General features: G+C 66.7%; 21 protein-coding genes. 13 read left to right on the top strand and 8 right to left on the bottom strand.

All coding sequences use genetic code 11. The features are described 5' to 3' along the window. The first annotated feature begins 374 nt into the window (after nucleotides 1–374). A complete protein-coding gene (locus RLN94_RS05080; protein WP_350130774.1) occupies nucleotides 375–1,064 on the top strand; it encodes an NUDIX hydrolase in 690 nt (229 codons plus the stop codon). A 79-nt stretch (nucleotides 1,065–1,143) separates the two neighbouring features. Here the strand turns inward: RLN94_RS05080 and RLN94_RS05075 are convergent, their stop codons facing one another. The 5 genes from RLN94_RS05075 to RLN94_RS05055 all read right to left on the bottom strand — a co-directional run bounded on the left by RLN94_RS05075 (nucleotide 1,144) and on the right by RLN94_RS05055 (nucleotide 5,653). Then, a complete protein-coding gene (locus tag RLN94_RS05075; RefSeq protein WP_350130773.1) occupies nucleotides 1,144–1,842 on the bottom strand; it encodes an ABC transporter ATP-binding protein in 699 nt (232 codons plus the stop codon). Beyond that, nucleotides 1,835–2,581, bottom strand: coding sequence for an ABC transporter ATP-binding protein (locus RLN94_RS05070; protein WP_350130772.1), 747 nt, complete (start codon nucleotides 2,579–2,581; stop codon nucleotides 1,835–1,837). Before RLN94_RS05070 ends, RLN94_RS05075 begins: the two co-directional genes overlap by 8 nt. Next, nucleotides 2,574–3,542 carry a branched-chain amino acid ABC transporter permease gene (locus tag RLN94_RS05065; protein WP_350130771.1) on the bottom strand — a complete coding sequence of 323 codons (969 nt, stop codon included), beginning with the start codon at nucleotides 3,540–3,542 and terminating at the stop codon, nucleotides 2,574–2,576. The genes RLN94_RS05070 and RLN94_RS05065 overlap by 8 nt, the downstream gene beginning before the upstream one ends. Nucleotides 3,543–3,546: 4 nt before the next feature. After that, entirely contained in the window at nucleotides 3,547–4,416 is an 870-nt protein-coding gene (locus RLN94_RS05060; RefSeq protein WP_350130770.1) for a branched-chain amino acid ABC transporter permease, read from the bottom strand. Between the two features lie 85 nt (nucleotides 4,417–4,501). Further along, nucleotides 4,502–5,653 carry an ABC transporter substrate-binding protein gene (locus RLN94_RS05055; protein WP_350130769.1) on the bottom strand — a complete coding sequence of 384 codons (1,152 nt, stop codon included), beginning with the start codon at nucleotides 5,651–5,653 and terminating at the stop codon, nucleotides 4,502–4,504. Between the two features lie 172 nt (nucleotides 5,654–5,825). Between RLN94_RS05055 and RLN94_RS05050 the strand changes: the two genes are divergently transcribed. From RLN94_RS05050 to RLN94_RS05000, 11 genes are all read left to right on the top strand, one after another. After that, nucleotides 5,826–6,293, top strand: a complete 468-nt coding sequence (locus RLN94_RS05050) for a 4-hydroxylaminobenzoate lyase (RefSeq protein WP_350130768.1) — start codon at nucleotides 5,826–5,828, stop codon at nucleotides 6,291–6,293. 48 nt (nucleotides 6,294–6,341) lie between these two features. Then, complete coding sequence (locus RLN94_RS05045; RefSeq protein ID WP_350130767.1) at nucleotides 6,342–7,874, top strand: benzoate-CoA ligase family protein; 1,533 nt, start codon at nucleotides 6,342–6,344, stop codon at nucleotides 7,872–7,874. After that, nucleotides 7,874–8,695 (top strand): alpha/beta fold hydrolase, encoded by an 822-nt coding sequence (locus tag RLN94_RS05040; protein ID WP_350130766.1) that lies wholly within the window; start codon nucleotides 7,874–7,876, stop codon nucleotides 8,693–8,695. Before RLN94_RS05045 ends, RLN94_RS05040 begins: the two co-directional genes overlap by 1 nt. A 25-nt stretch (nucleotides 8,696–8,720) precedes the next feature. Continuing rightward, entirely contained in the window at nucleotides 8,721–9,167 is a 447-nt protein-coding gene (locus tag RLN94_RS05035) for a DUF309 domain-containing protein (RefSeq protein WP_350130765.1), read from the top strand. A gap of 179 nt (nucleotides 9,168–9,346) precedes the next feature. After that, complete coding sequence (boxC, locus tag RLN94_RS05030; protein WP_350130764.1) at nucleotides 9,347–11,005, top strand: 2,3-epoxybenzoyl-CoA dihydrolase; 1,659 nt, start codon at nucleotides 9,347–9,349, stop codon at nucleotides 11,003–11,005. A gap of 25 nt (nucleotides 11,006–11,030) precedes the next feature. Further along, nucleotides 11,031–12,482 (top strand): benzoyl-CoA 2,3-epoxidase subunit BoxB, encoded by a 1,452-nt coding sequence (gene boxB, locus RLN94_RS05025; protein WP_350158484.1) that lies wholly within the window; start codon nucleotides 11,031–11,033, stop codon nucleotides 12,480–12,482. Between the two features lie 64 nt (nucleotides 12,483–12,546). After that, entirely contained in the window at nucleotides 12,547–12,717 is a 171-nt protein-coding gene (locus RLN94_RS05020) for a hypothetical protein (protein WP_350129258.1), read from the top strand. Beyond that, the gene (gene boxA / locus RLN94_RS05015) at nucleotides 12,714–13,910 is read left to right on the top strand and encodes a benzoyl-CoA 2,3-epoxidase subunit BoxA (RefSeq protein ID WP_350129255.1); all 1,197 of its coding nucleotides are present in this window, start codon (nucleotides 12,714–12,716) and stop codon (nucleotides 13,908–13,910) included. Before RLN94_RS05020 ends, boxA begins: the two co-directional genes overlap by 4 nt. Before the next feature lie 4 nt (nucleotides 13,911–13,914). Next, the gene (locus tag RLN94_RS05010; RefSeq protein WP_350129252.1) at nucleotides 13,915–14,358 is read left to right on the top strand and encodes an acyl-CoA thioesterase; all 444 of its coding nucleotides are present in this window, start codon (nucleotides 13,915–13,917) and stop codon (nucleotides 14,356–14,358) included. A 137-nt stretch (nucleotides 14,359–14,495) separates the two neighbouring features. Beyond that, nucleotides 14,496–15,425, top strand: coding sequence for a helix-turn-helix transcriptional regulator (locus RLN94_RS05005; protein ID WP_350129249.1), 930 nt, complete (start codon nucleotides 14,496–14,498; stop codon nucleotides 15,423–15,425). Between the two features lie 85 nt (nucleotides 15,426–15,510). Continuing rightward, a complete protein-coding gene (locus tag RLN94_RS05000; protein WP_350129246.1) occupies nucleotides 15,511–17,556 on the top strand; it encodes an enoyl-CoA hydratase-related protein in 2,046 nt (681 codons plus the stop codon). A gap of 6 nt (nucleotides 17,557–17,562) precedes the next feature. On the opposite strand, the gene RLN94_RS04995 is transcribed toward RLN94_RS05000, so the two are convergent. After that, entirely contained in the window at nucleotides 17,563–18,708 is a 1,146-nt protein-coding gene (locus RLN94_RS04995; RefSeq protein ID WP_350129243.1) for a serine hydrolase, read from the bottom strand. A 236-nt stretch (nucleotides 18,709–18,944) separates the two neighbouring features. Between RLN94_RS04995 and RLN94_RS04990 the strand changes: the two genes are divergently transcribed. After that, entirely contained in the window at nucleotides 18,945–21,245 is a 2,301-nt protein-coding gene (locus tag RLN94_RS04990) for a cytochrome P450/oxidoreductase (RefSeq protein WP_350129240.1), read from the top strand. Between the two features lie 4 nt (nucleotides 21,246–21,249). Here the strand turns inward: RLN94_RS04990 and RLN94_RS04985 are convergent, their stop codons facing one another. Together RLN94_RS04985 and RLN94_RS04980 are read right to left on the bottom strand one after the other, a co-directional pair. Then, a complete protein-coding gene (locus tag RLN94_RS04985) occupies nucleotides 21,250–22,527 on the bottom strand; it encodes a glycosyltransferase (protein WP_350129237.1) in 1,278 nt (425 codons plus the stop codon). A gap of 76 nt (nucleotides 22,528–22,603) precedes the next feature. Then, nucleotides 22,604–23,524, bottom strand: coding sequence for a GntR family transcriptional regulator (locus RLN94_RS04980; protein WP_350129234.1), 921 nt, complete (start codon nucleotides 23,522–23,524; stop codon nucleotides 22,604–22,606). Nucleotides 23,525–23,653 lie beyond the last annotated feature (129 nt).

Below are 23,653 nucleotides of genomic sequence, written 5' to 3'. Positions count from 1 at the left end.
GTGGCGAAGAGGGCGGCGGTGATGATGGTCTTGAACATTGTGTTGGTCCTTTCGGTGTGGTGTTGTGTGTCTGGCGTTGTTGCCGTGCTTCGATGGTGTAGTTATGACACCAACAATAAGTGTTGTAAAGACACTTATGGGCGGCCCGCTTGTTTTTCGCGCAACGCATTGAAATTCAACGAATCATTCTCTTAAAATTCAGCCGTAGGCGCAGTTGCGGGCGATGTCTCAGGAGGGACTCACCTTGCTGGATCGCTTGAAAACGGATGATTCCCCCGTCTCTTCCGCGCCATTTCGCAGGAATTTGGTCAGAAAATCGTGTTTACACCGGCGGCACTCCCTATATAGTGTCGGCAATACACATAGAGGTGAGCATGACCTATCAATACGAGTATCCGCATCCCGCCGTCACAACCGACACGGCAGTGTTTTCCATCATCGAGGGGCGGCTCAACGTGGCGCTGATCGAGCGGGGCGGGGAGCCCTACAAGGGGCACTGGGCGTTGCCGGGCGGGTTCGTCCAGATGGACGAGGACCTCGAGACCGGCGCGCGGCGCGAACTTGCGGAGGAGGCCGGGGTGACGCCGGCGCAGCTGGAAGGGCTGCCGTTCCTGCAGCTGGGCGCCTATGGCCGGCCCGACCGCGACCCGCGCGAACGGGTGATCACGGTGGTGTTCCTGACGCTGGTCCCGATGGACCGGCTGAAGCTGGTGGCCTCGACCGACGCGGCACGGGCGGAGTGGTTTTCCTTCGATGCGCTGCCGGAGCTGGCCTTCGACCATGCGAAGATCCTCGAGGATGCGCGGCGCGCGCTGGCAAAGCTGGTGTCGACCGATCTGGGCGAGGATGCCTCGGTGGTGTTTTCCTTCCTGCCCGAGGAGTTCACCCTGTCACAGGCGCAGGTGGCCTTCGAGACGATCAAGGGCGAGCCGCTGGAGAAGCGGAATTTCCGCAAGTGGATCAACTCGCATTGGGATCTTGAGGATCTGGAGAAGAAGACCACCGGCGGGCGGCACCGGCCGGCAAGCCTTTACAAGCTGAAGGGGCCGCGGAAGGCGGCTTGACGGGGCAGGCGCCGCGCATCGGCGCGCCCTTGGCGCGCCTTTGTTCCGCGCAAGGCGTGTCCGGTCTAGCGTTGGTGCCTCAGACCCCCAGCCACCTCGTATGCGCCTCGTCATCCTTGGCCAGTGCCGCGGCGTCGCCGCGCCAGACGATCTGGCCGCGGCCCATCAGGCTGATATCGTCGGCGAGCCCGAGGGCGAAGTTCAGGTTCTGCTCGACCAACAGGATGGTGAGCCCCGACGCCTTCAGCTCCTTCAGCTTGCCGAAGATCTGCTGGATGATGATCGGGGCCAGCCCCTCGGTCGGCTCGTCGAGCATCAGGATGCGGGGGGAGGCCATCAGGGCGCGGCCCACCGCCAGCATCTGTTGCTCGCCGCCCGACAGCTCGTGCCCGCCATTGTTCAGCCGATCGGCGAGGTTGGGGAAGAATGTCACCACCTTTTCGACCGTCCAGTCCGACCCCGGCCCGGCCAGCCGGCCGGCGAGCTCGAGGTTCTCGCGCACCGTCAGGGCGCCGAAGATATCGCGCGTCTCGGGCACGTAGGCCACGCCCATGCGGGCGATGTCGTAGGGCAGCTTGCCCGAGATCTGCTGGCCGGCCAGCGTGACCCGGCCTGCCGTCACCGGCAGTTGACCGATCACCGATTTCAGCGTGGTGGACTTGCCCACCCCGTTCCGGCCCAGGAGCGCGTGGACCGTGCCCTCGCGCACCTTCAGATCGAGCCCGTGCACCACGCGGGTCTCGCCATAGCCGGTCTCTAACCCTTCCAGCTCAAGCATCCTGTTGCCAGTCCCCCAGGTAGATGTCACGCACGACCGGGTTGCCGCGCGTCTCGTCCGGTGTGCCCTCGAACACCACCTCGCCGAAATTCAGTACGGTGATCCGGTCGGCCACGTCGAAGGCGAGGTCCATGTCGTGTTCGATGATCAGCACGGTCAGGTCCTCGGGCAGCGATTTCAGCAACCGGTGGAAGCCCTCGATCATGGAGGGGCCGACGCCCGATGTGGGCTCGTCCATGAGCAGGAGTTTGGGCCGGGTGGCCAAGGCGATGCCCACCTCGAGCTGGCGCCGGTTGCCGTAGGAAGCGGCCTTGACGGGCGTGTCGAGCAGGTCGGTGAGCGAGACCAGCTCGGCGGCTTCCTCGACCGCCTCCTTCACGCCGGCATCGCGGAAGCTGTCCTTGACCAGCCAGGCGATCTTGCCCTGCGCGGCCGCCGCGGCGAGCGTCAGGTTTTCCCGCACGGTGAGGTCCTCGAAGAGGTTGTTCTTCTGGTAGCTGCGCGAGAGCCCCATGCGCGAGCGCTGGCTGACGCTCATGCCGGAGATCGAGGTGCCGCCCACGAGGATGTCGCCGGCGGTGGGCTTCAATTCACCCACCAGCAGGTTGAAGAGCGTGGTCTTGCCCGCGCCGTTCGGCCCGAGGATGACCCGGCGTTCGCCCTTCTCCAGCTTGAACGAGACGTTGCGCGTGACCTGAAGCCCGCCGAAGGCCTTGGAGAGGTTCAGCACGTCAAGCATTCTGCGCCGCCCCCCTGGCCCTGCGCCGGGTCATCCAGTGCTCGATCTGGCCGTAAAGGCCGCGGCCGCCTGCCAGCACCGTGGCGATCAGGACAAGGCCCACGACGATGTGCCAGTGGTCGGTATGGCCGCTCAGCTCGTGCTTGAGCAGGACGAAGGCGATGGCGCCGATCATCGGGCCGATCAGCGTGCCGAGCCCGCCGAGGATCACCACGATCAGCGCCTCGCCCGACACGGTCCAGAACAGCAGTTCGGGCGAGATGTACTGGATGTGCTGGCCCGCGATGATGCCGGCGACGCCCGCCAGCAGGCCGGAGAAGCCCATGGCGCGGGCGCGGTGGATGATGGTGCTGACGCCGATCGCGCGCATCCGCGGCTCGTTGGAGTGGATGCCGCAGAGGGTGCGCCCGAAGGCCGAGCGCATGACCCAGGCGGCGGCGATGTAGCAGAGCAGCACCAGCAGCAGGGCGTAGAGCGCGAAGGGCAGCGACTTGTTCATGGCGATGCCGGCCCAGTCGAAATCGAACCGTGGCAGGCCGCCCATCCCGTCATCGCCGCCCAGCCAGCGGGATTTGAAGATCACGGTATAGGCCATCTGCCCGAAGGCGAGGGTGGCCATGATGAAATAGATGCCGGTGGTGCGGGCGGTGATCCAGCCGACCACGGTGCCGAAGACCGCCGCCGCGCCGATGGCGGCCACGGCCGAGGGCAGGGCGGGATAGCCCAGCTTGGCCGTCAGGATGCCGTAGGTGTAGGCCGAGACGCCCAGGATCGCACCGTGGCAGAGCGAGACCATGCCGCCGAAGCCCGCCACCACGTCGATGCTGATGGCGAGGATGGCGAGGATGGCGATCTCGACCACGATCTCGCGGGCGAAATAGCCGCCGTAGATGGCGTAGAGCGCAAGGGCCACAAGTGCGAAGACGAGGACGATGGAGCGGGTCGGGGTCTGGTGGAACATGGCCTCAGGTCCCTCGCGCCGGGATCAGCCCTTGCGGGCGCAGGACAAGGATGGCGGCCAGCAGCAGGTAGCTTGCCACTGCCGCGAAGCTGGGCAGGAAGGCGGCGCCGACGGTTTCGATCAGGCCGACGATGAGGGAGCCGGCGATGGCGCCCTGCAGGCTGCCGAGGCCGCCGATGACGACGACGATCAGCGTCGGGATCAGGATCGAGATGCCCATGCCCGTGGTGGCCGAGAAGACCGGCGCGGCGACCACGCCCGCGAGCCCGGCCAGCGCGCAGCCGACGCAGAACACCGCGAAGAAGAGGCGGCCCACGTTGATGCCCATCGCCGCGGCCATGTCGCCGTTTTCCACGCTGGCGCGGATCATCGCGCCGATCTGGGTGCGGGACAGCACGAGCCAGAGGGCGGCCATGACCACGGCACCGAGCGCGATGATGAAAAGCCGGTAGGTGGGGTAGGCCACGCCCAGCAGGTTCGACGTGCCCGACAGCCCCGCCGGCGCGTCGAGCCCCAGCGCGATGTCGCCCCAGCCCAGCCGTGCGATGTCGAGGAAGACGAAGATCAGCCCGAAGGTCACCAGCACCTGGTTCATCGGGCCGGCGCCGCGCAGCCGGTCGATCAGGGTGAAGTAGAGCAGCGCGCCGATCAGCGTGACCCCCAGCGGGGCAAGGATGAACGCGCCCCAGTAGCTGCCGGTCAGGGCCGCCGCCGAGATGCCCAGGTAGGCGCCCATCATGTAGAGCGCCCCGTGGGCGAGGTTGACGAAATGCAGAAGCCCGAAGATCACCGTCAGCCCGATCGAGAGCAGGAACAGCAGCATCGAGTATTGCAGTGCGTTCAGGAACTGTAGAACCCAGAAACCCGCATCCATGACCGGCCCCTCTTCCCCCCGGGTTGGTATTTCAGAAACCTCGCCCCCGAACCCGCATGGGCCGGGGGCGAAATCAGTCGTTCCGTTAGTCGAGCTCGCAGCCGTGCGGCTCGTCGCGGACGGCCTCGATCGTGCCCAGGATTTTCTGGGTCAGGCCGTCGCCTTCCTTCACCGTCTCGTAGATATAGACGTCGTGGACGATGTTGTTGGTGGCGGCGTCGATTTCGACCGGGCCGCGCGGGCTGTCGAACTTCAGGCCGCGGAGCGCCTTGGCGATGGATTCGCGGTCGCTGGCGCCCGAGTCGATGGCGGCCATCAGCGCCTTGGCGGCGTCGTAACCCTGGATGGTGAATTCCGACGGGGCCTTGTTCTGGGCGGCCTTGTAGGTTTCGACGAACTTGTTGTTGATCTCGTTGTCGACGGTGGGGACATAGTGCAATGCCGCGATCACGCCCACGGCGGCATCGCCTTCGGCGGCCACGTAGAGCGGCGAGGTCACGAAGCCCGAGCCGTAGAGCGGCAGGTCTTCCTTGAGATCGAACGAGCCGTATTGCTTGACGAAGCTGATCGCCTCGCCGCCCGCGTAGAATACGAAGAGCGCCTCGGCGCCGGACGACTTGGCATTGGTGAGGTAAGGGCCGAAATCGCTGGTCTGGCCGAAGGGCGTGAACTCGCCGCCCACGACCTCGCCACCGCCCTCGGTGAATTTCTGGGTGAACGCGTCGACCATCTGGTGGCCGGCGGCATAGTCGGGGGCGAGGGTGTAGGCCGTCTTGACGCCCTGCTCGGCCAGCCATTCGCCCATCGGGCCGGACACCTGACGGTTCGAGAAGGAAACCCGCGCAATGTAGGGCGAACAGTTCTCGCCCGTCGCCTCGTCATTGCCGGCATTGGCGACAATCAGCGGCACCTCGGCGCCATCGACGAAATCGCGCACCGCGCCGAGGACGCCCGAGGAGACGAGCCCCATGATCACGTCGACCTCGTCCTCGAGCACCAGTTTGCGGGCCTTGGCCAGACCGACCGGCGGCTTGGCCTCGGTGTCTTCCTTGACCAGCTCGAATTCGCCGGTGCGCCCGGCCTCTTCCAGCGCCATGTTGAAGCCGAGGGTGATCTCGTTGCCGAGTGCCGCGTAGGTGCCGGAATAGGGCAGCAGCACGCCGACCTTGGTCTGTGCGCTCGCGCCTGTCACGGCGAGCAGTGACGCCGCCGCAGCGGCCAGAAACAGTTTCTTCATTGGTATCCTCCCTAACGATATCCTGTCCGAGACTACGGGCAGGTATCGATTCCTGTCTATGCAAAAAAGTGCAGATTGTAAAGGTCAATGTTGCAATATTGCGCAACAAGTGCATTATACGACCCATATATCCAGATCGATTCTGTCATGGCCAATTCGGGAGGAGGCACGCATGACGCAGGAGCGTTTCGAGGCGTTGGTCGGCGAGGTGGCGGAGGCCATCGAGGGCAAGCCGCTCGATGCCGGGCTGGCCGGGTATCTCAACAGGACATGGCCCAAGGAGGGCGCTGCCTTCGCCGAACTGCGCGAGCTGTGCGCCGAGGGCGAGCGGGAGGGCTGGCTGATGTCGCGCGAGGCCGGGGGCATCCGCTTTGGCCGGGCGGTCAAGCCCGGCGGCGCGGCGGGGGATTTCAGCGTCGACGTGGTGCGCATGAAGGACGTGCGCGGCCCCCATCACATCCACCCCACGGGCGAGATCGGTGCGGTGATGGGCCTTGACGGCCAGCCGCATTTCGATGGCTTCGCCGAGGGCTGGTACGTCTACGAGCCCGGTACCGACCATCACCCCACGGTGACCGGCGGCGATGCCTACGTGCTTTACCTGCTGCCGCAAGGCGCGATCGAGTTTACCGGCAAGTAGGCCGGGCACGCCGGGCCCCGCGCCCGGCGGACGGGAGGAGGACCGAAGATGAACGACAATGCCGCAGTCTATTTCGTGGACCGCCATATCGAGGAGGGCCGCGCCGACAAGGTGGCTTTTCGCGAGACCGATGGCGCGAAACGCAGCCTGACCTACGGACAGCTCGCCAAGGAAACCGCCCGGTTCGGCGGGGCGCTGGAGCGGCACGGCGTGCGGCGCGAGGAGCGGGTCGCGATGATCGTGCAGGACCAGATCGAGTTCCCGGTAATCTTCTGGGGCGCGCTCAAGGCAGGCGCCATCCCGGTGCCGCTCAACACGCTTTTGTCGACGCAGGTCTATGACAGCATCCTTTCCGACAGCCGCGCCTCGATCCTCGTGGTGTCGCAATCGCTGTGGGAGACGGTGGCCCCGGCGGTGCAGGACAACCGCTACCTGCGCGCCGTGGTGGTGATCGGCGACGCGCCCGAGGGGACCGAGAATTACCAGGCCTTCTGCAAGGACGCGCCCGAGATCGAGACGGTCGAGGCCAGCGCGGACGAGCTGGCGTTCTGGCTTTACTCTTCCGGTTCCACCGGCGCGCCGAAGGGTGTGCGGCACGTGCATTCCAGCCTGCAGGCCACCGCCGAATGCTTCTCGCGCGATGTGCTGGGGATCGCCGAGGACGATACCGTCTACTCCGTCGCCAAGATGTTCTTTGCCTACGGGCTGGGCAATGCCATGTCCTTCCCGATGTCGGTGGGGGCGACCACGGTGATCGCCGCCGGTCGGCCGACGCCAGAGCTGGTCTTCCGCATCATGAAGGAGGAGAAGCCCACGATCTTCTGCGGGGTGCCGACGCTTTATGCCGCGCTGGTCTTCGAGCAGGAGAAGGCGGGCACGCCGCCCGACCATTGCATCCGCCTCTGCACCTCGGCGGGCGAGGCGCTGCCGCGCGAGGTGGGCGAGCGGTGGCACCGGCTTTGGGGGGCGCATATCGTCGATGGCGTGGGCTCGACCGAGATGCTGCATATCTTCCTGTCGAACCGGCCTGACGACATCGTCTATGGCACCTCCGGCACGGCGGTGCCGGGCTACGAGGTGCGGCTGGTGGACGAGCATGACGAGGAGGTGGCCGAGGGCGAGGTGGGCGAGTTGCTGGTGCGCGGCCCGTCGAGCGCCGAGGGCTACTGGAACCGCCGGCACAAATCCATGTCGACCTTCGCCGGGCACTGGACCCGGACGGGCGACAAGTACGAGCGCACGCCGGAGGGGCGGTATGTCTACTGCGGGCGGACCGACGACATGTTCAAGGTCTCGGGCATCTGGGTCAGCCCCTTCGAGGTGGAGCAGACGCTGGTCGAGCATCCCTCGATCCTGGAAGCCGCGGTCATCGGCCGGGCCGACGAGCAGGACCTGATCAAGCCCGCCGCCTATGTGGTGCTGAAGGAGGGGGCCGAGAAAGTGGATGCCGAGACGCTGAAGAGTTTCGTGAAGGACAGGATCGGCATGTGGAAATACCCTCGCTGGATCGAGGTGGTCGACGAGTTGCCGAAGACCGCCACCGGCAAGATCCAGCGTTTCAAACTGAGGGAGAGCGCGTGATGAGCATCGACTGGAGCGCCGGCAAGGGCACGCTGATGGCGGGCGGCAAATCGCTGGAATGGGCCGCGTTCGGCGCGGCGCCGGGAGAGGCGCCCGTGATCGTCATGCTGCACGAGGGGCTGGGCTGTCTCGCCCTCTGGCGCGATTTCCCCGAGCGGGTGGCGCAAGCCACGGGCTGCCCGGTCTTCGCCTTTTCGCGGGCGGGATACGGCCAGTCGGACCCGGCCGACCTGCCCCGGCCGCTGGATTACATGACGCGCGAGGCGGTGGAGGTGCTGCCCGACGTGCTGGATGCGCTGGGCGAGGGGCCGGTGATATTGTTCGGGCATTCCGACGGGGCCACGATTGCCGCCGAATATGCCGGACGGGTCGAGGATTACCGCGTGCGCGGGCTGATCCTGATGGCGCCGCATTTCTTTACCGAGGAAATGGGGCTGGCCGAGATCGCCAAGGCGCGGGAAGTGTTCGCGGAGGGCGACATGAAGGACCGGATGGCCAAGTATCACCGCGACCCCGAGGCCACCTTCCGGGGCTGGAATGACGCTTGGCTCGACCCGGGCTTCAAGGCGTGGAACGTGGCCGAGGTGATCGACTATCTGCGCATCCCGTCGCTGGTGATCCAGGGGCGCGAGGACCAGTATGGCACGCTGGCGCAGGTCGAGGAGGTGGAAACCCGCAGCTATGCGCCGGTCGACGTGGCCGTGATCGACGCGTGCAGGCATTCGCCGCACATGGACCAGCCCGAAAAGACGCTGGAGGCGGTGGCCGAGTTCACCGCCCGCCTGACAAGGATCGAGGCGGCGGAGGTCGAGGTCGCGTGAGCGGGGCCGTGGGCAAGGTCGCGCCGTGAGCCGACGCCCGGCATTGACCCTGCCGCCCCGGCCCTATCTTCCGGGACAGACCGAGCGGCCCGACGAGGCGATCTTCGAGCCGCTGAAAGAGGGGTTGGCGCCGGGCCTCTCGCCCGAGGATCTGACCCGAAGCGCGGCGTTCCTCGGCGGCAGGGAGGCGTTCGCGCGAGGCTATTTCTGGGAGGCTCACGAGCTGTGGGAGGCCGTCTGGATGGTCCTGCCGCCCGCGAGCGCCGAGCGGCACTTGCTGCAGGGGCTGATCCAGTTGGCCAATGGCGGGCTGAAGGCGCGGATGGGCCGCGAGAACGCCGCCCGCCGCATCGCCGCGCTGGCCGACACGGCCCTGCGCGAGGCCTTCCTGCAGGGGCAAGAGGGGCTGATGGGGCTGGGCCGCGCGGAGGTGGAGGAGATGAGGAATCAGGCGCTGAGATATGCTGGCTAAGGGTGGGTGCAAAATAGTGCTAGTATTCTGCGTAACGGCGATCACATGCCATAAATCAAGGAAATAAAGGGTTGTATCGTGCGCGAAACACGGGCTTTGCGGTTTACATGCCCACCCGTAAGCACTATGATGCAACTTAACGAACAAGCAGGATTGGCTCGAACCGGGAGGACGCCGCGGTGACCAAGATGATAGATTTCCAGACCGACCCGTCGAAATACCGCCACTGGCGTGTCGAGTATGACGGCGACGTTGCCAACCTCTACATGGATGTCGACGAGGATGGCGGGTTGTTCGATGGCTACCAGCTCAAGCTGAATTCCTATGATCTCGGCGTCGATATCGAGCTGGCGGATATCGTCCAGCGGATGCGGTTCGAGCATCCGGAGGTGAAGGTGGTCGTGATGCAGTCGGGCAAGGAGAAGGTGTTCTGCGCCGGTGCCAATATCCGCATGCTGGGGGGCGCGGCGCATAGCCACAAGGTCAATTTCTGCAAGTTCACCAACGAGACGCGCAATACCTACGAGGCGGCGGAGGCGGACTCGGGCCAGAAATACATCGCCGCCGTGAAGGGCTCCTGCGCGGGGGGCGGGTACGAGCTGGCCATCGCCTGCAACCACATCATGCTGACCGATGACAGCACGTCCTCGGTCGCGCTGCCCGAGGTGCCGCTGCTGGCCGTGCTGCCGGGCACCGGCGGGCTGACCCGGGTCACCGACAAGCGCAAAGTCCGCCGTGATCTGGCCGACGTGTTCTGCTCGATCGAGGAGGGCGTGCGCGGCAAGCGGGCCAAGGACTGGGATCTCGTCGACGAGGTGATCCCCAACTCGAAATTCGACGCCACGGTGCAGGAGCGCGCGAAGGAATTCGCCGCCGCCTCGAAGAAGGCGACCGGCAAGGGCATCACGCTGGGCCCCATCGACCGGACCATCGGCGAGGATGGCGCGCTGACCTATTCGCTGGTCGAGGTGGAACTCGACCGTGACCGCCGCCGCGCGACCATCACGCTGAAGGGCCCCGAGGGCGACGCGCCCGCCGATGCTGCCGCGCTGGAGGGGGCGGGGGACCAGTCCTACCTGCTGAAGCTCGCCCGCGAGCTGGACGATGCCATCCTGCACCTGCGCCTCAACGAGGCCGAGCTGGGCCTGCTGACCTTCCGCACGCAGGGCGACCCCGAGGCGGTGCTGGCGCATGAGAAGGTGCTGCTCGACAACAAGGACAACTGGCTCGCCAACGAGATCCTGCATTACTGGAAGCGCGTCCTGAAGCGGATCGACGTGACCTCGCGCAGCCTTGTTGCGCTGGTCGAGCACGGCTCGTGCTTTGCCGGGGTGCTGGCCGAGCTGCTTTGGGCAGTCGACCGCTCCTACATGATGGAGGACGAGTTCGAGGGCGACAACCGGCCCACAGCCACCGTTACCCTGAGCGATGGCAATTTCGGGCAATACCCGATGGGCAACGACCTGACCCGGCTCGAGACCCGCTTCCTCGGCCAGCCCGGCCACGTGGCGGAGCTGAAGGCCAGGACCGGCGAGCCGCTGGAGGCCGAGGCCGCCAAGGAGGCCGGCCTCGTCACCTTCGCCTATGACGATATCGACTGGGAGGACGAGATCCGCATCTTCATGGAAGAGCGCGCCTCGTTCAGTCCGGACGCGATGACGGGGATGGAAGCCAACCTGCGCTTTGCCGGCCCCGAGACCATGGAAACCCGGATCTTCGGGCGGCTGACCGCCTGGCAGAACTGGATTTTCAACCGGCCGAACGCCGTCGGCGAGGAGGGCGCGCTGCAACGCTACGGCAGCGGCCTGCGCGGCAAGTACAACATGGAACGCGTCTGACCGGCGCAACTGGGAGACCCAACACATGCTCGATCTCATCAATGTCAGCTACGACACGCAGATTCCCAACAACGTGAACCTGTCTTCGGACAAGCGCGTGCTGAAGGCGCTGGAAAAGTGGCACCCCGGTTACATCAACTGGTGGAACGACCTGATCCCCGACAATTTCCAGCAATCGCTGGTCTACCTGCGCACCGCCGTCAGCGTCGACCCCAAGGGCTGGGCCAAGTTCGACTATGTCAAGATGCCCGAGTACCGCTGGGGCGTGCTGCTGGCGCCGCAGGTGGAGGACCGCAAGATCCCCTGTGGCGAGCACGTGGGCGAGCCGGCCTGGCAGGAAGTGCCGGGTGAATACCGCACCATGATGAAGCGGCTGATCGTCATCCAGGGCGATACCGAGCCGGCCTCGGTCGAACAGCAGCGCTTTCTGGCGCTGACGGCACCGTCGCTTTACGACATGCGCAACCTTTTCCAGGTGAACGTGGAAGAGGGCCGGCACCTGTGGGCGATGGTCTACCTGCTGCACAAGTATTTCGGCGCCGATGGCCGGGAAGAGGCCGATGACCTGCTGCGCCGCTCGTCGGGGTCCGAGGAAGCGCCGCGGATGCTGGGCGCGTTCAACGAGGAAACGCCGGATTGGCTGTCCTTCTTCATGTTCACCTATTTCACCGACCGTGATGGCAAGATGCAGCTGGAAAGCCTGGCTCAGTCGGGCTTCGACCCGCTGTCGCGCACCTGCCGTTTCATGCTGACCGAGGAGGCGCACCACATGTTCGTGGGCGAAACCGGCGTCGGCCGCACCATCGAGCGGACCTGCCAGGTGATGAAGGAAAACGGCATCGACGACCCGTACGATACCGACAAGATCCGGGCGCTGGGCGTGATCGACCTGCCGACGGTGCAGAAGAAGCTGAACCTGCACTACACCCTGTCGCTCGACCTGTTCGGGCAGGAAGTGTCGACCAACGCCGCCAACGCGTTCAACGCCGGGATCAAGGGCCGCTATCACGAGCACCGGATCGACGATGACCACAAACTCGAGGGCGACACCTATACCGTGTGGGATTTCGAGGATGGCAAGGCCGTGCAGAAACAGGTGCCGGCGCTGACCGCCATCAACATGCGCCTGCGCGACGACTATACCCGCGATGCCTCGGGCGGGATCGGCCGGTGGAACAAGATCATCGAGAAGGCCGGTGTCGACTTCAAGCTGAAGCTACCGCATGAAAGCTTCAACCGGCAGATCGGCGTCTTTGCCGGGCACAAGTTCAACCCCGAGGGCGAGATCGTGTCGGAGGCCGAGTACGAGAAGGGCATGGCCGACTGGCTGCCGACCAAGGCCGACGGCGATTTCATCCAGTCGCTGATGGAGCAGGTCACCGAGCCCGGCAAATTCGCCGGCTGGATCGCCCCGCCGAAGGTCGGGATCGACAACAAGCCGGGCGATTTCGAATACGTCAAACTGCACATGGCGTAACCCGCCACTGCCCACCGGCCCCGCCTGTTGCGGGGCCGGCCGCCGCAACCCCAGGGAGGAGACAATGCAGATCGACCGCCACATCGCCCACAAGCCCAACTTGAGCGCGTTGGGGGACGAACTGGCCGCCCTGCGCGGCAGGTGCATCGGCTGTGCGGGCTGCAAGGGCACCTGCGCGGCGCTGATCGAGGCGCTGGCCCTGCCGGGCCATGTTCTGAAAGGGGGCGAGGCATGAACCAGCCGATCAAACAACACCTGATCGACCCGGAAATCTGCATCCGCTGCTATACCTGCGAGATGACCTGCCCGATCGAGGCGATCACCCATGACGACAACAACGTCGTCGTCGACCCGGACAAGTGCGACTATTGCATGGCCTGCATCCCGGTCTGCCCCACCGGCAGCATCGACGAATGGCGGGTGGTGGAACAGCCCTATTCGCTGGACGAGCAATTCTCGTGGGAGGAACTGCCCGAGCAGGAGGATATCGAGGCGCCGGGCCCCGGCGCGGATGGCGGGATCGAGGCGCTGGACGACGCGATGGCCGCCCTGCTGGCCGAGGCGCACAAGGGCGCCGGCGGCAAGTCGAAGGCGCCGGCCTCGGCCGCCAAGCCCACCATCAACCTCTACAACCTCGCCAACCCGGTCGAGGCCACGGTGCAGGGCAATTACGGCCTGACCCATGACGAGAGCGACTCGGATGTCCGCCACATCATCCTGAATTTCGAGGGCAAGCCCTTCCCCGTGCTGGAAGGCCAGTCGATCGGCATCATCGCCCCCGGCGAGGACGCCGAGGGCAAGCCCCACCTGCCGCGGCTCTACTCGGTGTCGAGCCCGCGCGACGGCGAGCGGCCGAACTACAACAACGTCTCGCTCACCGTGAAGCGGGAAGAGCATGGTGTGTGCTCGAATTATGTCTGCGATCTAAAGAAGGGCGACAAGGTGAAGGTCACCGGCCCGTTCGGCGCGACCTTCCTTCTGCCCGACGATCCCGAGGCGCGGCTGCTGCTGGTCTGTACCGGCACCGGCTCGGCCCCGATGCGCGCCTTCACCATGCGCCGCCAGCGCGCGGTGGGCGAGAAATCGGGCGGCATGACCATGTTCTTCGGCGCGCGGACGCCGGAAAGCCTGCCGTATTTCGGCCCCTTGCGGAAAGTGCCGGACACGCTGCTGCAGAAGCACCTCGTCTTCAGCCGCCTGCCGGACCAGCCCCGCGAATACGTGCAGGACCGGATGGCCAAGGAAGAGGAGATCGTTGCCGAGCTGTTGCAGGACCCGAAGACCCATATCTATATCTGCGGCCTGCGCGGGATGGAGGAAGGGGTGGAACACGCCTTTGCCAACATCGCCGAAAGCATCGGCCAGCCCTGGCACGATCTGCGCGACACCATGCGCGACGAGGGCCGTTACCATGTGGAGACCTACTAGGCCGATGGACGATCAGCGCGCGCCGGGAGACGCCGGTATTTATGAGCACGAGATCCGCGTCACCTGGGCCGATTGCGACCCCGCGCGCATCGCCTATACCGGGCGCATCCCCAATTTCGCGCTCGACGCCATTAACGGCTGGTGGGAGCATCACCTGGGCGACGGCTGGTTCCAGATGGAGATCGACCGCAACCTCGGCACGCCCTTCGTGTCGATGTCGCTTCAGTTCTCCTCGCCGGTCACGCCCCGGCACCGGCTGATCTGCCGGGTCTGGCCGAACCGGCTGGGCGAAACCTCGATCGGGTTTCACGTCGATGGATGCCAGGACGGCACGCTGTGCTTCTCGGGCGATTTCGTCAGCGTCTTCATCACCGCGTCGGAATTCCGGAAATCCCCGCCGCCGCAGGAAATCCGCGCGCTTGTCGAGCGTCACATTGTGCCCGCCTGAGCGGGTCTGATAGGCTTTCGACATGTCCGGCAGGTCGGTGGCGCAGGGGGCAACCTGCACCATATTGCCAACCTTGAGGGTTGTGTTCGACCCGATTTCCTCTAAAATTCTGCACTATATTTCTCAAGGCGGGCAGCATGGCCGAAATCACCAACTTCCGGGGCGAAGTCACGGCGAATGCGCCGAAGGACAGCCTCGACCTCGAGGTGGAAGACCTGATGCAGCGCGTCGGCACGCGCGTGCGCAAGGCGCGCGAGCTGAAGGGCGTGCCCCGCCGGGTAATCTCGGAACGCTCGGGGGTGTCGCCCCGCTACCTCGCCCAGCTCGAGGCGGGGGAGGGGAATATCTCCATCGGCCTCTTGCAGCGGGTGGCCTCGGCCCTCGACCACCGGATCGAGTGGTTCGTGGGCCAGGACGATCCCTGGACCTCGGACGCGCTGCGCATCGCCGACCTCTACCGCGCCGCCACCGCCGAGAAGCGGCAGGCCGCGATGGAGGCGCTGAGCACCCACAGCCCCGACCAGCTTCGCGGGCGGCGCATCTGCCTGATCGGGCTGCGCGGGGCGGGCAAGTCGACGCTTGGCGCGATGGCGGGGCAGATGCTGCACACCCCCTTCCTCGAGCTCAATATCGAGATCGAGGAACATGCCGGCATGCCCGTGGCCGAGGTGGTGGCGCTTTACGGGCAGGAGGGCTATCGCGAGCTGGAATCGCAGGCGCTCAGCCGTATCATCGCCACCCATGACACCGTGGTCCTCGCCGCCGCCGGCGGCATCGTGGCGGAGCCGGACACGTACAAGACGCTGCTGGCGCATTTCCACACCATCTGGATCCAGGCCCGCCCCGAAGAGCACATGAGCCGCGTCCGCAACCAGGGCGACACGCGGCCGATGGCGGGTAACCCGGAAGCGATGGCGCAACTTCGCAGCATCCTGAAAAGCCGCGAGGCGCTCTACGAACAGGCCGAGGCCCAGCTCGACACCACCGGCAAGCCGCTGCAGACCTCGGCCGAGGAGCTGGTCGAGCTGATCCGCGCGCGCGGCTTTCTCGACGAACCCCCTGGATGACCCCCCAAACACGGGGGATTTGCCCCCGGCAAAGATCGTATTAATTCCCTCACATGCCGACTGGAGGGGGCAGAGAGGCAAGCGCATGACGGTCCACACGCGCCGGGAGGGGACAACCGGATATGTCGAACTCGACACCCCGCCCGTGAACGCCATCGGGCCCGGTATCCGCAAGGGTCTGCTGGACGCCGTGGCCTGGGCCGAGGCCGAGGGGCTCGACCGGGTGATCCTTTCCGGCCGGGGCCGCATGTTCTCGGCCGGGGCCGATATCCGCAACTTCGGCGCGCCGCTGCCCGAACCGTACCTTCCCGACGTGCTGAACCGGATCGAGCGCAGCCCGGTGCCGTGGATCGCGGCCGCCCATGGTGCGGCGCTGGGGGGCGGGCTTGAGCTGATGCTGGCCTGCCGCTATCGCATCGCCGCCCCCGACACCCGGCTGGGCCTGCCCGAGGTGTCGATCGGGGTGATTTCCGGGGCCGGCGGGACCCAGCGCCTGCCGCGCCTCGTCGGGCTGGAAAAGGCGCTCGAGCTGGTCCCTACAGGCCGCGCCGTCACCGCCGAAGAGGCGCGGGCCATCGGCCTGATCGACGAGGTCGACGCCGATCCGGTCGCCTTCGCCGAGTTGACCAATGCCGAGTGGCTGGGCATGAAGGTGCCGGTGAGCGAGCTGAATTCCGGCGAACTGCCCTCCGAGGTGTTCGAGGCCGCCCGCCGCGCGGCCGAGGCGGACATGCCCGGCCAGATTGCCCCGCAGCGCGCCATCGACCTGATCGAGGTGTCCCAGCACATGCCCTTCGACGACGGGCTGATACAGGAGCGCGCTGCCTTCCTCGACCTGGGCCATTCCGCCCAATCGAAGGCCCTGAACCACGTCTTCTTCGCCGAGCGCGCGGCCCGTGCGCCGGAGCGGTTCGAGAACACGCCCCGCCCGGGGCTCGACCGGGTCGCGGTGCTGGGTGCCGGTGCCTTTGGCTCGGCAGTCGCCTTCGCCCTGCTGATGGCGGGCGTGCCGGTGACGCTGGTGAAGACCGGCGACGAGCCGCCCTGCAGCGCCGCCACCGGCATCGACCGGCAGTTCGATCTGGCCCTGCGGCAGGGGCGGCTGAGCGAGGAAACCGCCGCCGCCCGCCGCGCGGCGCTGACCCTTGCCGGCGACATGGCCGGCGCCGGGCCGGTCCCGCTGGCGATCGACACCGCCGAGGGCGGTGGGGATCGCGCCGGCCTGCTGTCCGCCCTGCCGCCCGGCGCGGTCTTCGCCACCACCGCGCTCCACGAGATCGACCGCCTTGCCCGGCGCGCGCCCGACCCGGGCCGCGTGGTGGGCGTGCACCTCTGCGCGCCGGACCAGCCGCCCGGCCTGCTGGAAATCGTGCCCGGCATGGCGACCTCCGGCCCGGCCCGCGCCACCGCGTTCGACCTGGCCGGAACCCTCGGCCTGATCCCCGTCCTCTCCCAGCTGCCGGGCCACGCCATCGGCCGCCGCCTCCTTTCCCGCTATGCCGAGGCCGCCGAGACCGTGCTGATGGACGGCTCCACCCCGTGGGAGGTCGACGAGGCCATGGTCACGTTCGGGTTCGCCATGGGGCCGTTCGAGGCGCAGGACATCTCCGGCCTCGACCTCGCCCATGCCGAGCGCCGCCTGCAGGATGCCACTCGCGACCCGAACCGCCGCTACATTCCCGTGGCCGATCGGATGGTCGATCTCGGCAAGCTGGGGCGCAAGACCGGGGCAGGGTGGTACCGCTATCCCGGTGGCGGCGGCAAGGTCGATGATCCGATCGTGGCGGACCTTGCCCTCGAAGAGGCGCGCTATGCGAAGGTCGAGCGGTGCGACTACACGGCCGAGGAAATTCGCCACCGCCTGCTGCTGGCGCTGATCAACGAGGCGGCGGACATCCTGTACGAGGGCGTCGCTGCCTCGGCCACCGATGTCGACCTCATCACCGTTTTCGGGCAGGGCTTTCCCCGCTGGCGCGGCGGGGTGATGCATTATGCCGACACGCTGGGGCCCGCCAAGGTGCTGGACGGGTTGCGGACGCTGGCGGCGGAAGACCCGCTGGTGTGGAAACCCAGCCCGCTGATCAAGGATTGCGCGGTCAGGGGGCTTTCCTTCGCCGACTGGCGCCGCTGAGGCGGCCTAGGCTTTCGCCACGACCTCGGCGATGGCCTGCAGGCAGAGGATCGTCTCGGCCATGTAATCCTCGTCATAGCCCGACTCGTTTTCCAGCACGCTCAGGTAGGCGCAGGAGAGGCCGCTTTCCGGGTCCACCAGCAGGAACTGCCCGCCATAGCCGGCATGGCCGAACCACCGGCCGTTGCTCATCATCTGGTGGGCGTAGCGCACGAAGCCCCGCGGCGCCGGCAGCGGTTTGCCGGCCCCGCCGATGACCGCCTGCGTGAAGCCGGCGTTCCACGCTGTCCCCGGCGCCCCTGCCGCCACCCGCGCGAGCAGCAGCCCGAACCGCGCCAGGTCGGCCGCGCTCAGGCAGCCGCCCCCGGCAAAGGCGGGCAGCCCCTCGGGGCTGAGGCTCATGTGCAGCGCCCCGGCCACGCCCGCATCATCGGCGATTTCTTCCATTAGCCTCGGAAGCGCGCCGGGCCGGCAGCCGTCACAGATCAGCGTCAGGAGGTCGGTGTTGGCCGAACAGTAGTTCACCGTTTCCGCATGGTTGCGCACGTCGGAGCTGGTGATGCCGAGGACCACGTCGCGCATCGACACCTCCGGGGCGTCGCCGTCGGGCAGGCGCCAGCCAAAGGCGATCTCCTCGGTGTAGCATTCGGCCTGCGGGTCGTCGTAATCCTCGGAGAAGTCGTTCATGACATTCATGTCGAGCACGTCCTGCACCGTCGCGCCGCGATAGCCGCTGCCGATGTCCGGCAGGTAGTGCTCGACTGTCCGCCTCGGGTCGAGCCACCCCTCGGCCACCATCCGGCCGGCCACCAGGTGCATCATCAGCTTGGTCACCGACTGGATCGAATGCGGCTGATCCTCGGGAAAATCGGCCGCATGCCGGCTGAGCAGCACCTCGCCCCGCCGGGCACAGACCAGCCCGGAGAACGCCGGCCGCCCGGTCAGCGTCGCCACCTCCGGCATCGCGGCGATCCCCGCATCCTCGGCCGGCCGCAACACCACCGGTTGCCGCGACCGCGCCATCATTGCCCGGCGGAACAGTCGGTGCGCGTTGTGAAACCCGTGCCGGCGATGCGCCGGCTGGTTCCACCGCTGCTTGTTGTCCGCGCCGACCGTCAGATCGGGGTTCGGCTCGCGTTCAGGTTCCCACATCAATCACCTGCATCAATCTTCGCCACGTGGCTGGCCGGCGCATACTCGGGCAAAGCGGCGGGCGCCGCAATGCGGATCACAGGGGGCAAGTGAGCGCCTGCCCTTCTTGACGGTTACAATTATGGCGAAGTACCAATTCGGACGCGCGAGGGCACATGGCCCCAGCGCCTCTGAAAGGTTGGCCCCCGATGACGACCGCCAAGACACGCCCCGACCCTGAAACCGGATGCCCGGCCATGTCCGGCGCCCCGAGCGGAATGGTCTCGCCCACCGGCTGCCCAGTCTCCGAGCGCGCCGCGGCCTTCACCCCGTTCGAGGGCGACTACCAGCTCGACCCCGCCGAGGCGTTGCGCTGGGCCCGGGCGCAGGAGCCGGTCTTCTACAGCCCGCAGCTGGGCTATTGGGTGGTGACGCGCTACGAGGATGTGAAGGCCGTCTTCCGCGACAACATCCTGTTTTCCCCTGCCAACGCGCTGGAGAAGGTCACGCCGCTGACGCCCGAGGCGGCGAAGGTGCTGGAGCGCTATAACTACAAGCTCGAACGCACCATGGTGAACGAAGACGAGCCCCAGCACATGGAGCGGCGGCGTCTTCTGATGGATGCGTTCATTCCCGAGGCATTGGAAAAGCACGAACCGATGGTGCGTCGCCTGACGCGGGATTATGTCGACCGGATCGTCGACCGGGGGCAGTCCGACCTGGTGAGGGATGTGTTCTACGAGATCCCCCTGATCGTGGCGCTGCATTTCCTCGGCGTGCCGGAGGAGGGGGTGGAGAAACTCCGCCGCTTCGCCGTGGCGCACACGCTCAACACCTGGGGCCGGCCTACGCCCGAGGAACAGCTTCAGATCGTCGAGAACGTCGGCCAGTTCTGGCAGACCGCGAACGAGATCCTCGACCGGATGATCGCCGACCCGACCGGCGAGGGCTGGATGTACGACACGGTGCGCGAGCATATGAAGCATCCCGATATCGTCACCGAAAGCTACATGCGGTCGATGATGATGGCGATCCTGGCGGCGGCGCACGAGACCACGTCGAACGCCACCGCGAATGCTTTCTGGATCCTGCTCCACAATCGCGCGGCGTGGGACGAGATCTGCGAGAACCCCGCGCTGATCCCGAGCGCGGTGGAGGAATGTTTGCGCATGGGCGGCTCGATCGTGGCATGGCGGCGGGTGGCGACGGGGGAGGCCGAGGTGGGCGGCGTGACCATCCCCAAGGGCGGCAAGCTCTTCATCGTGCAGGCCAGCGCCAACCAGGATGCGGCCCATTGGGAGAACCCCGACGAGGTCGACATCTACCGCGACAACGCGGCCGAGCACATGTCCTTCGGCTATGGCGCGCATCAGTGCATGGGCAAGAATATCGCGCGGATGGAGATGCGCGTCTTCCTCGAAGAGTTCACCCGGCGGTTGCCGCATATGCGGCTGGCCGGGGGGCAGAGTTTCGAGAACCTGCCGAACATTTCCTTCCGCGGGCCGCGCCATGTCCACGTGGAATGGGACCCGGAGCGGAACCCGGAACGGCAGGATCCGGCGGTGCGCGAGGGCGGGGTGGTCTTCCCCATCGGCGCGCCGGTGCGCGACGATATCCTGCGGCGGGTGCGGGTGCAGGAGATCGTCGAGGAGGCGGAGGGCGTGAAGCGCTTCGTGCTGGCCGACCTTGCTGGCCGCGACCTGCCGCGCTGGTCGCCGGGGGCGCATATCGACGTGGTGGCGGGCGACGTGCGGCGGAAGTACTCGCTGTGCGGCCCGGCGGAGACGCCCGGCACGCTGGAGGTGTCCATCCTGCGCGAGGACGGCGGGCAGGGCGGCTCGAAACACCTGCACGACACGCTGAAACCCGGTGATACGCTATCCATCGCCGGGCCCAAGAACCACTTCCGCCTCGATGAGACGGTGGAGCGCTACGTGCTGATCGCCGGCGGCATCGGCATCACCCCGATCCTCGTCATGGCCGACCGGCTGAAGGCGCGGGGCAAGTCGTACGTCCTCCATTACTGCGGGCGGTCGCGGGGGGCGATGGCATTGGTGAGCCGTGTGCTGCAGGATCACGGCGCGGCGGCGCGGTTGCACGTGGCCGACGAGGGCACGAGGCTCGACCTTGGCGCGGCCGTGGCGGATGTCGGGCCCGGTACACAGGTCTATTGCTGCGGGCCGGAGCGGATGCTGGATGCGTTGCAGGATATGGCCGAGGGCTGGCCCGAGGGGGCGCTGCATTTCGAGTATTTTAGCACCGGCGCCTCGGGCCTCGACCCGGCGATGGAACATGCCTTCACGGTGGAGCTGCGCGACTCCGACCTGACCGTCGAGGTGCCGGCGGACAGGACGCTGTACGAGGTTCTGAAAGCCACCGGCATCGATATCCCGATGGAATGCGGCGAGGGGCTCTGTGGCACTTGCGAGGCGCGCGTGCTGGAGGGGGAGGTCGACCACCGCGACCGGGTGCTGTCCAAGGCGGAGCGGGCGAAGGGCGAGCGGATCATGACCTGCTGTTCGCGGGCCAAGGGGGACAAGCTGGTGCTGGGCCTCTGATCCGCTACCGTGCCACGTTCAGGATCAGTTCCGCCGCCCGCCGCCGCCCGTCGGCCGCGATCATGTCGGTGGAAATGCGGCCCAGTCGCGACTTCATTCCCGTGTCCGAGGTCAGCCCGGCCAGCGCGTCGATCATCTCCTGATCCCGCCACGCGTAGCGGTCGAGATGCACGCCCAGCCCGGTATCACGCAGCCGCCGCGCGTTGTCATGCCCGTCCCAGCAATAGGGCATGACGATCGAGGGCTTGCCGAAGTAAAGCGCCTCGTGGACCGAGTTGTTGCCGCCGTGGTGGATGACGATGTCGGCCTTCTCGATCACGCTGGGCTGCGGATACCAGTAATCGAGATGCACGTTGTCGGGCACGTCGCGGAAGGAATCCTTGTAGCCGCCGACGTTGATCAGGAAGCGGTAGGGCAGATCCGCGAACAGCCGTATCATCCGCTCGAACAGCGCCACGTCGGCGGCGCCGAGGCTGCCGAAGGAGACATAGACCACGGGCGTCGTGTTGGCCGCCGGAATATCGGGCATCTCGAACGGGTCTTCCTCGCGCACGCAGCCTTCGAGGTAATGGAAGCGCGGCGGGGCGAGGGGTACGGCGCGGTCGAAGCGCAACGGCGCGGCATAGAGCAACAGGTTGAGATCGGGCGAGTTTTCCATGAATTCGCCCGGCGGCAGGGCGGGCAGACCACGGGTCTCGCGGAAGGCATTGTAGCGGTCATGCACCGGGCCGAGCGCCGCTTCATAGCGTTCCCGGAAGGTGGGGAAGGCCTCGGCATCCTCCGCCCCCAGCCCCGACATGACCGGCGGCACCTGCGCATCGCCGATCTCGGTCTCGGCGCAGGACACCATGCGCACCCACGGCACCCCGGCCTGCATCAGCGCCGGAAAGCCGATCACGTTGTCGACCACGATGGCGTCGGGGTCGATCCGGCCTATCGCGGCCTGCAAGGGCGCCTCGGCAATCTCGGCGCTGTCGACGATCGCCTCCCAGCAATCGCGCACGTAGGTGGGCAACTGGTCCTCGGGGCTCAGCCGGAAATGCGGCAGGTGGCGGGTGATGAAGCCCGACCAGAATTTCTCCAGCTCCTCGTCCGACATGTCGGGCGCCATTGGCACGGGATGCTCGGCGAAGCCGTAATTTTCGAACACGCCGGCAAAGCCCGGGTCACACAGGAAAACCGCTTCGTGCCCGCGTTCGCGCAGCGCCTGCGCGATGCCGACGCAGTTGAGCGCGGCCCCGAACGAGGCTTCGGGAAAGAAGGCGATGGTCTTGCGCGTCACGGGCGGATGGTCCTGTTATCGGCAGGGTCGGTCAACGGCCCCATCTGTCAGACCCGCGAAGGCGAGGTCAATTGCATTAGCGCCGGATCGGCCGGGCGATGGGCGGCACGCCCCGGTTCGACACGCGCGGCCGCTGGTTCTGGGCGGCGCGGACATGGGCCAGCATGAGATCGGCCGCGTGTTCTGCATCGCCCGCCTCCACCGCGTCGAGAATGGCGAGGTGTTCGTGGAACGCGTCGCGCATCCGGCGGCGATTGGCGCCGGTGTGGTAGCTGGAGAGCCGCCGCAGCCGGGTCTGCTGGCGGATGGCGCGGGCGAGGAAGCGGTTGGCGCAGCAGGCGGCCAGCGCGTCGTGGAAATCCGCCCCGGTGTCGATCCAGGCGCGCATCTCGGCCTGCAGGACGTCATCGGTCAGTAGCGCCTGGTGGCGGCGGCGGATGTCCGAGCAGAGGGCGGCATCGGGCATGAAACCGGGCTCGCGCAGGGCAGCAGGCTCGATCAACTCGCGGAACCGCGCGCTTTCCTCCATCGCCGACAGCGAGTCGGGCGCGGGGCCGAAGCGCCAGTGCTGCCCGTGCCCTCGTTCGAGCAGCCCGTCTTCGCTCATCCGTGCCACCACGTGCATCGCGGTGGTGCGAGCGGTGCCGTAACGCTGCATCAGGTCATTGACCGATAACGTGTCGCCCAGCCGGTTGGCGAAACGGTCGCGCAGAATGGCCTGGAACAGCCGATCCTCTTCCGACGCCGGCAATCCGGGCGCATCGGCGCTGGCAGTATCGAGCGGGCGGGCCAGCGAATAGCCCTGCCGGGGCGCATAGCTCAGAATCCCCGTCTCGGTAAGCAATCGTAAAGCTGCCCGGATCGGCGTGCGCGAGACGCCGAAGCTGTCGGCGAGCCGCTGTTCGGCCACCTTGGTGCCGGGCTCAGCGCCCTCGACCCGCAGCAGCTCGACGATGCGCCGGGCCAGCTCGGTATGGCTTTTGCGTCGCCGTTCCATCCTCATTCCGCCGAGATTTTCACCATGTCCCGCCCCGCAGCCGGGCCGCGGCCCCAGGCTTGAGTCGATTTTCATTGACGTACTAATTTAGAAAAAAATACAATTTTGTCTATACCCGCGGATTCGGAC

The sequence above is a fragment of the Roseovarius sp. genome, from assembly GCF_040223625.1.
GTDB lineage: Bacteria > Pseudomonadota > Alphaproteobacteria > Rhodobacterales > Rhodobacteraceae > Roseovarius.
This window is presented reverse-complemented; position numbering and strand designations above follow the sequence as displayed.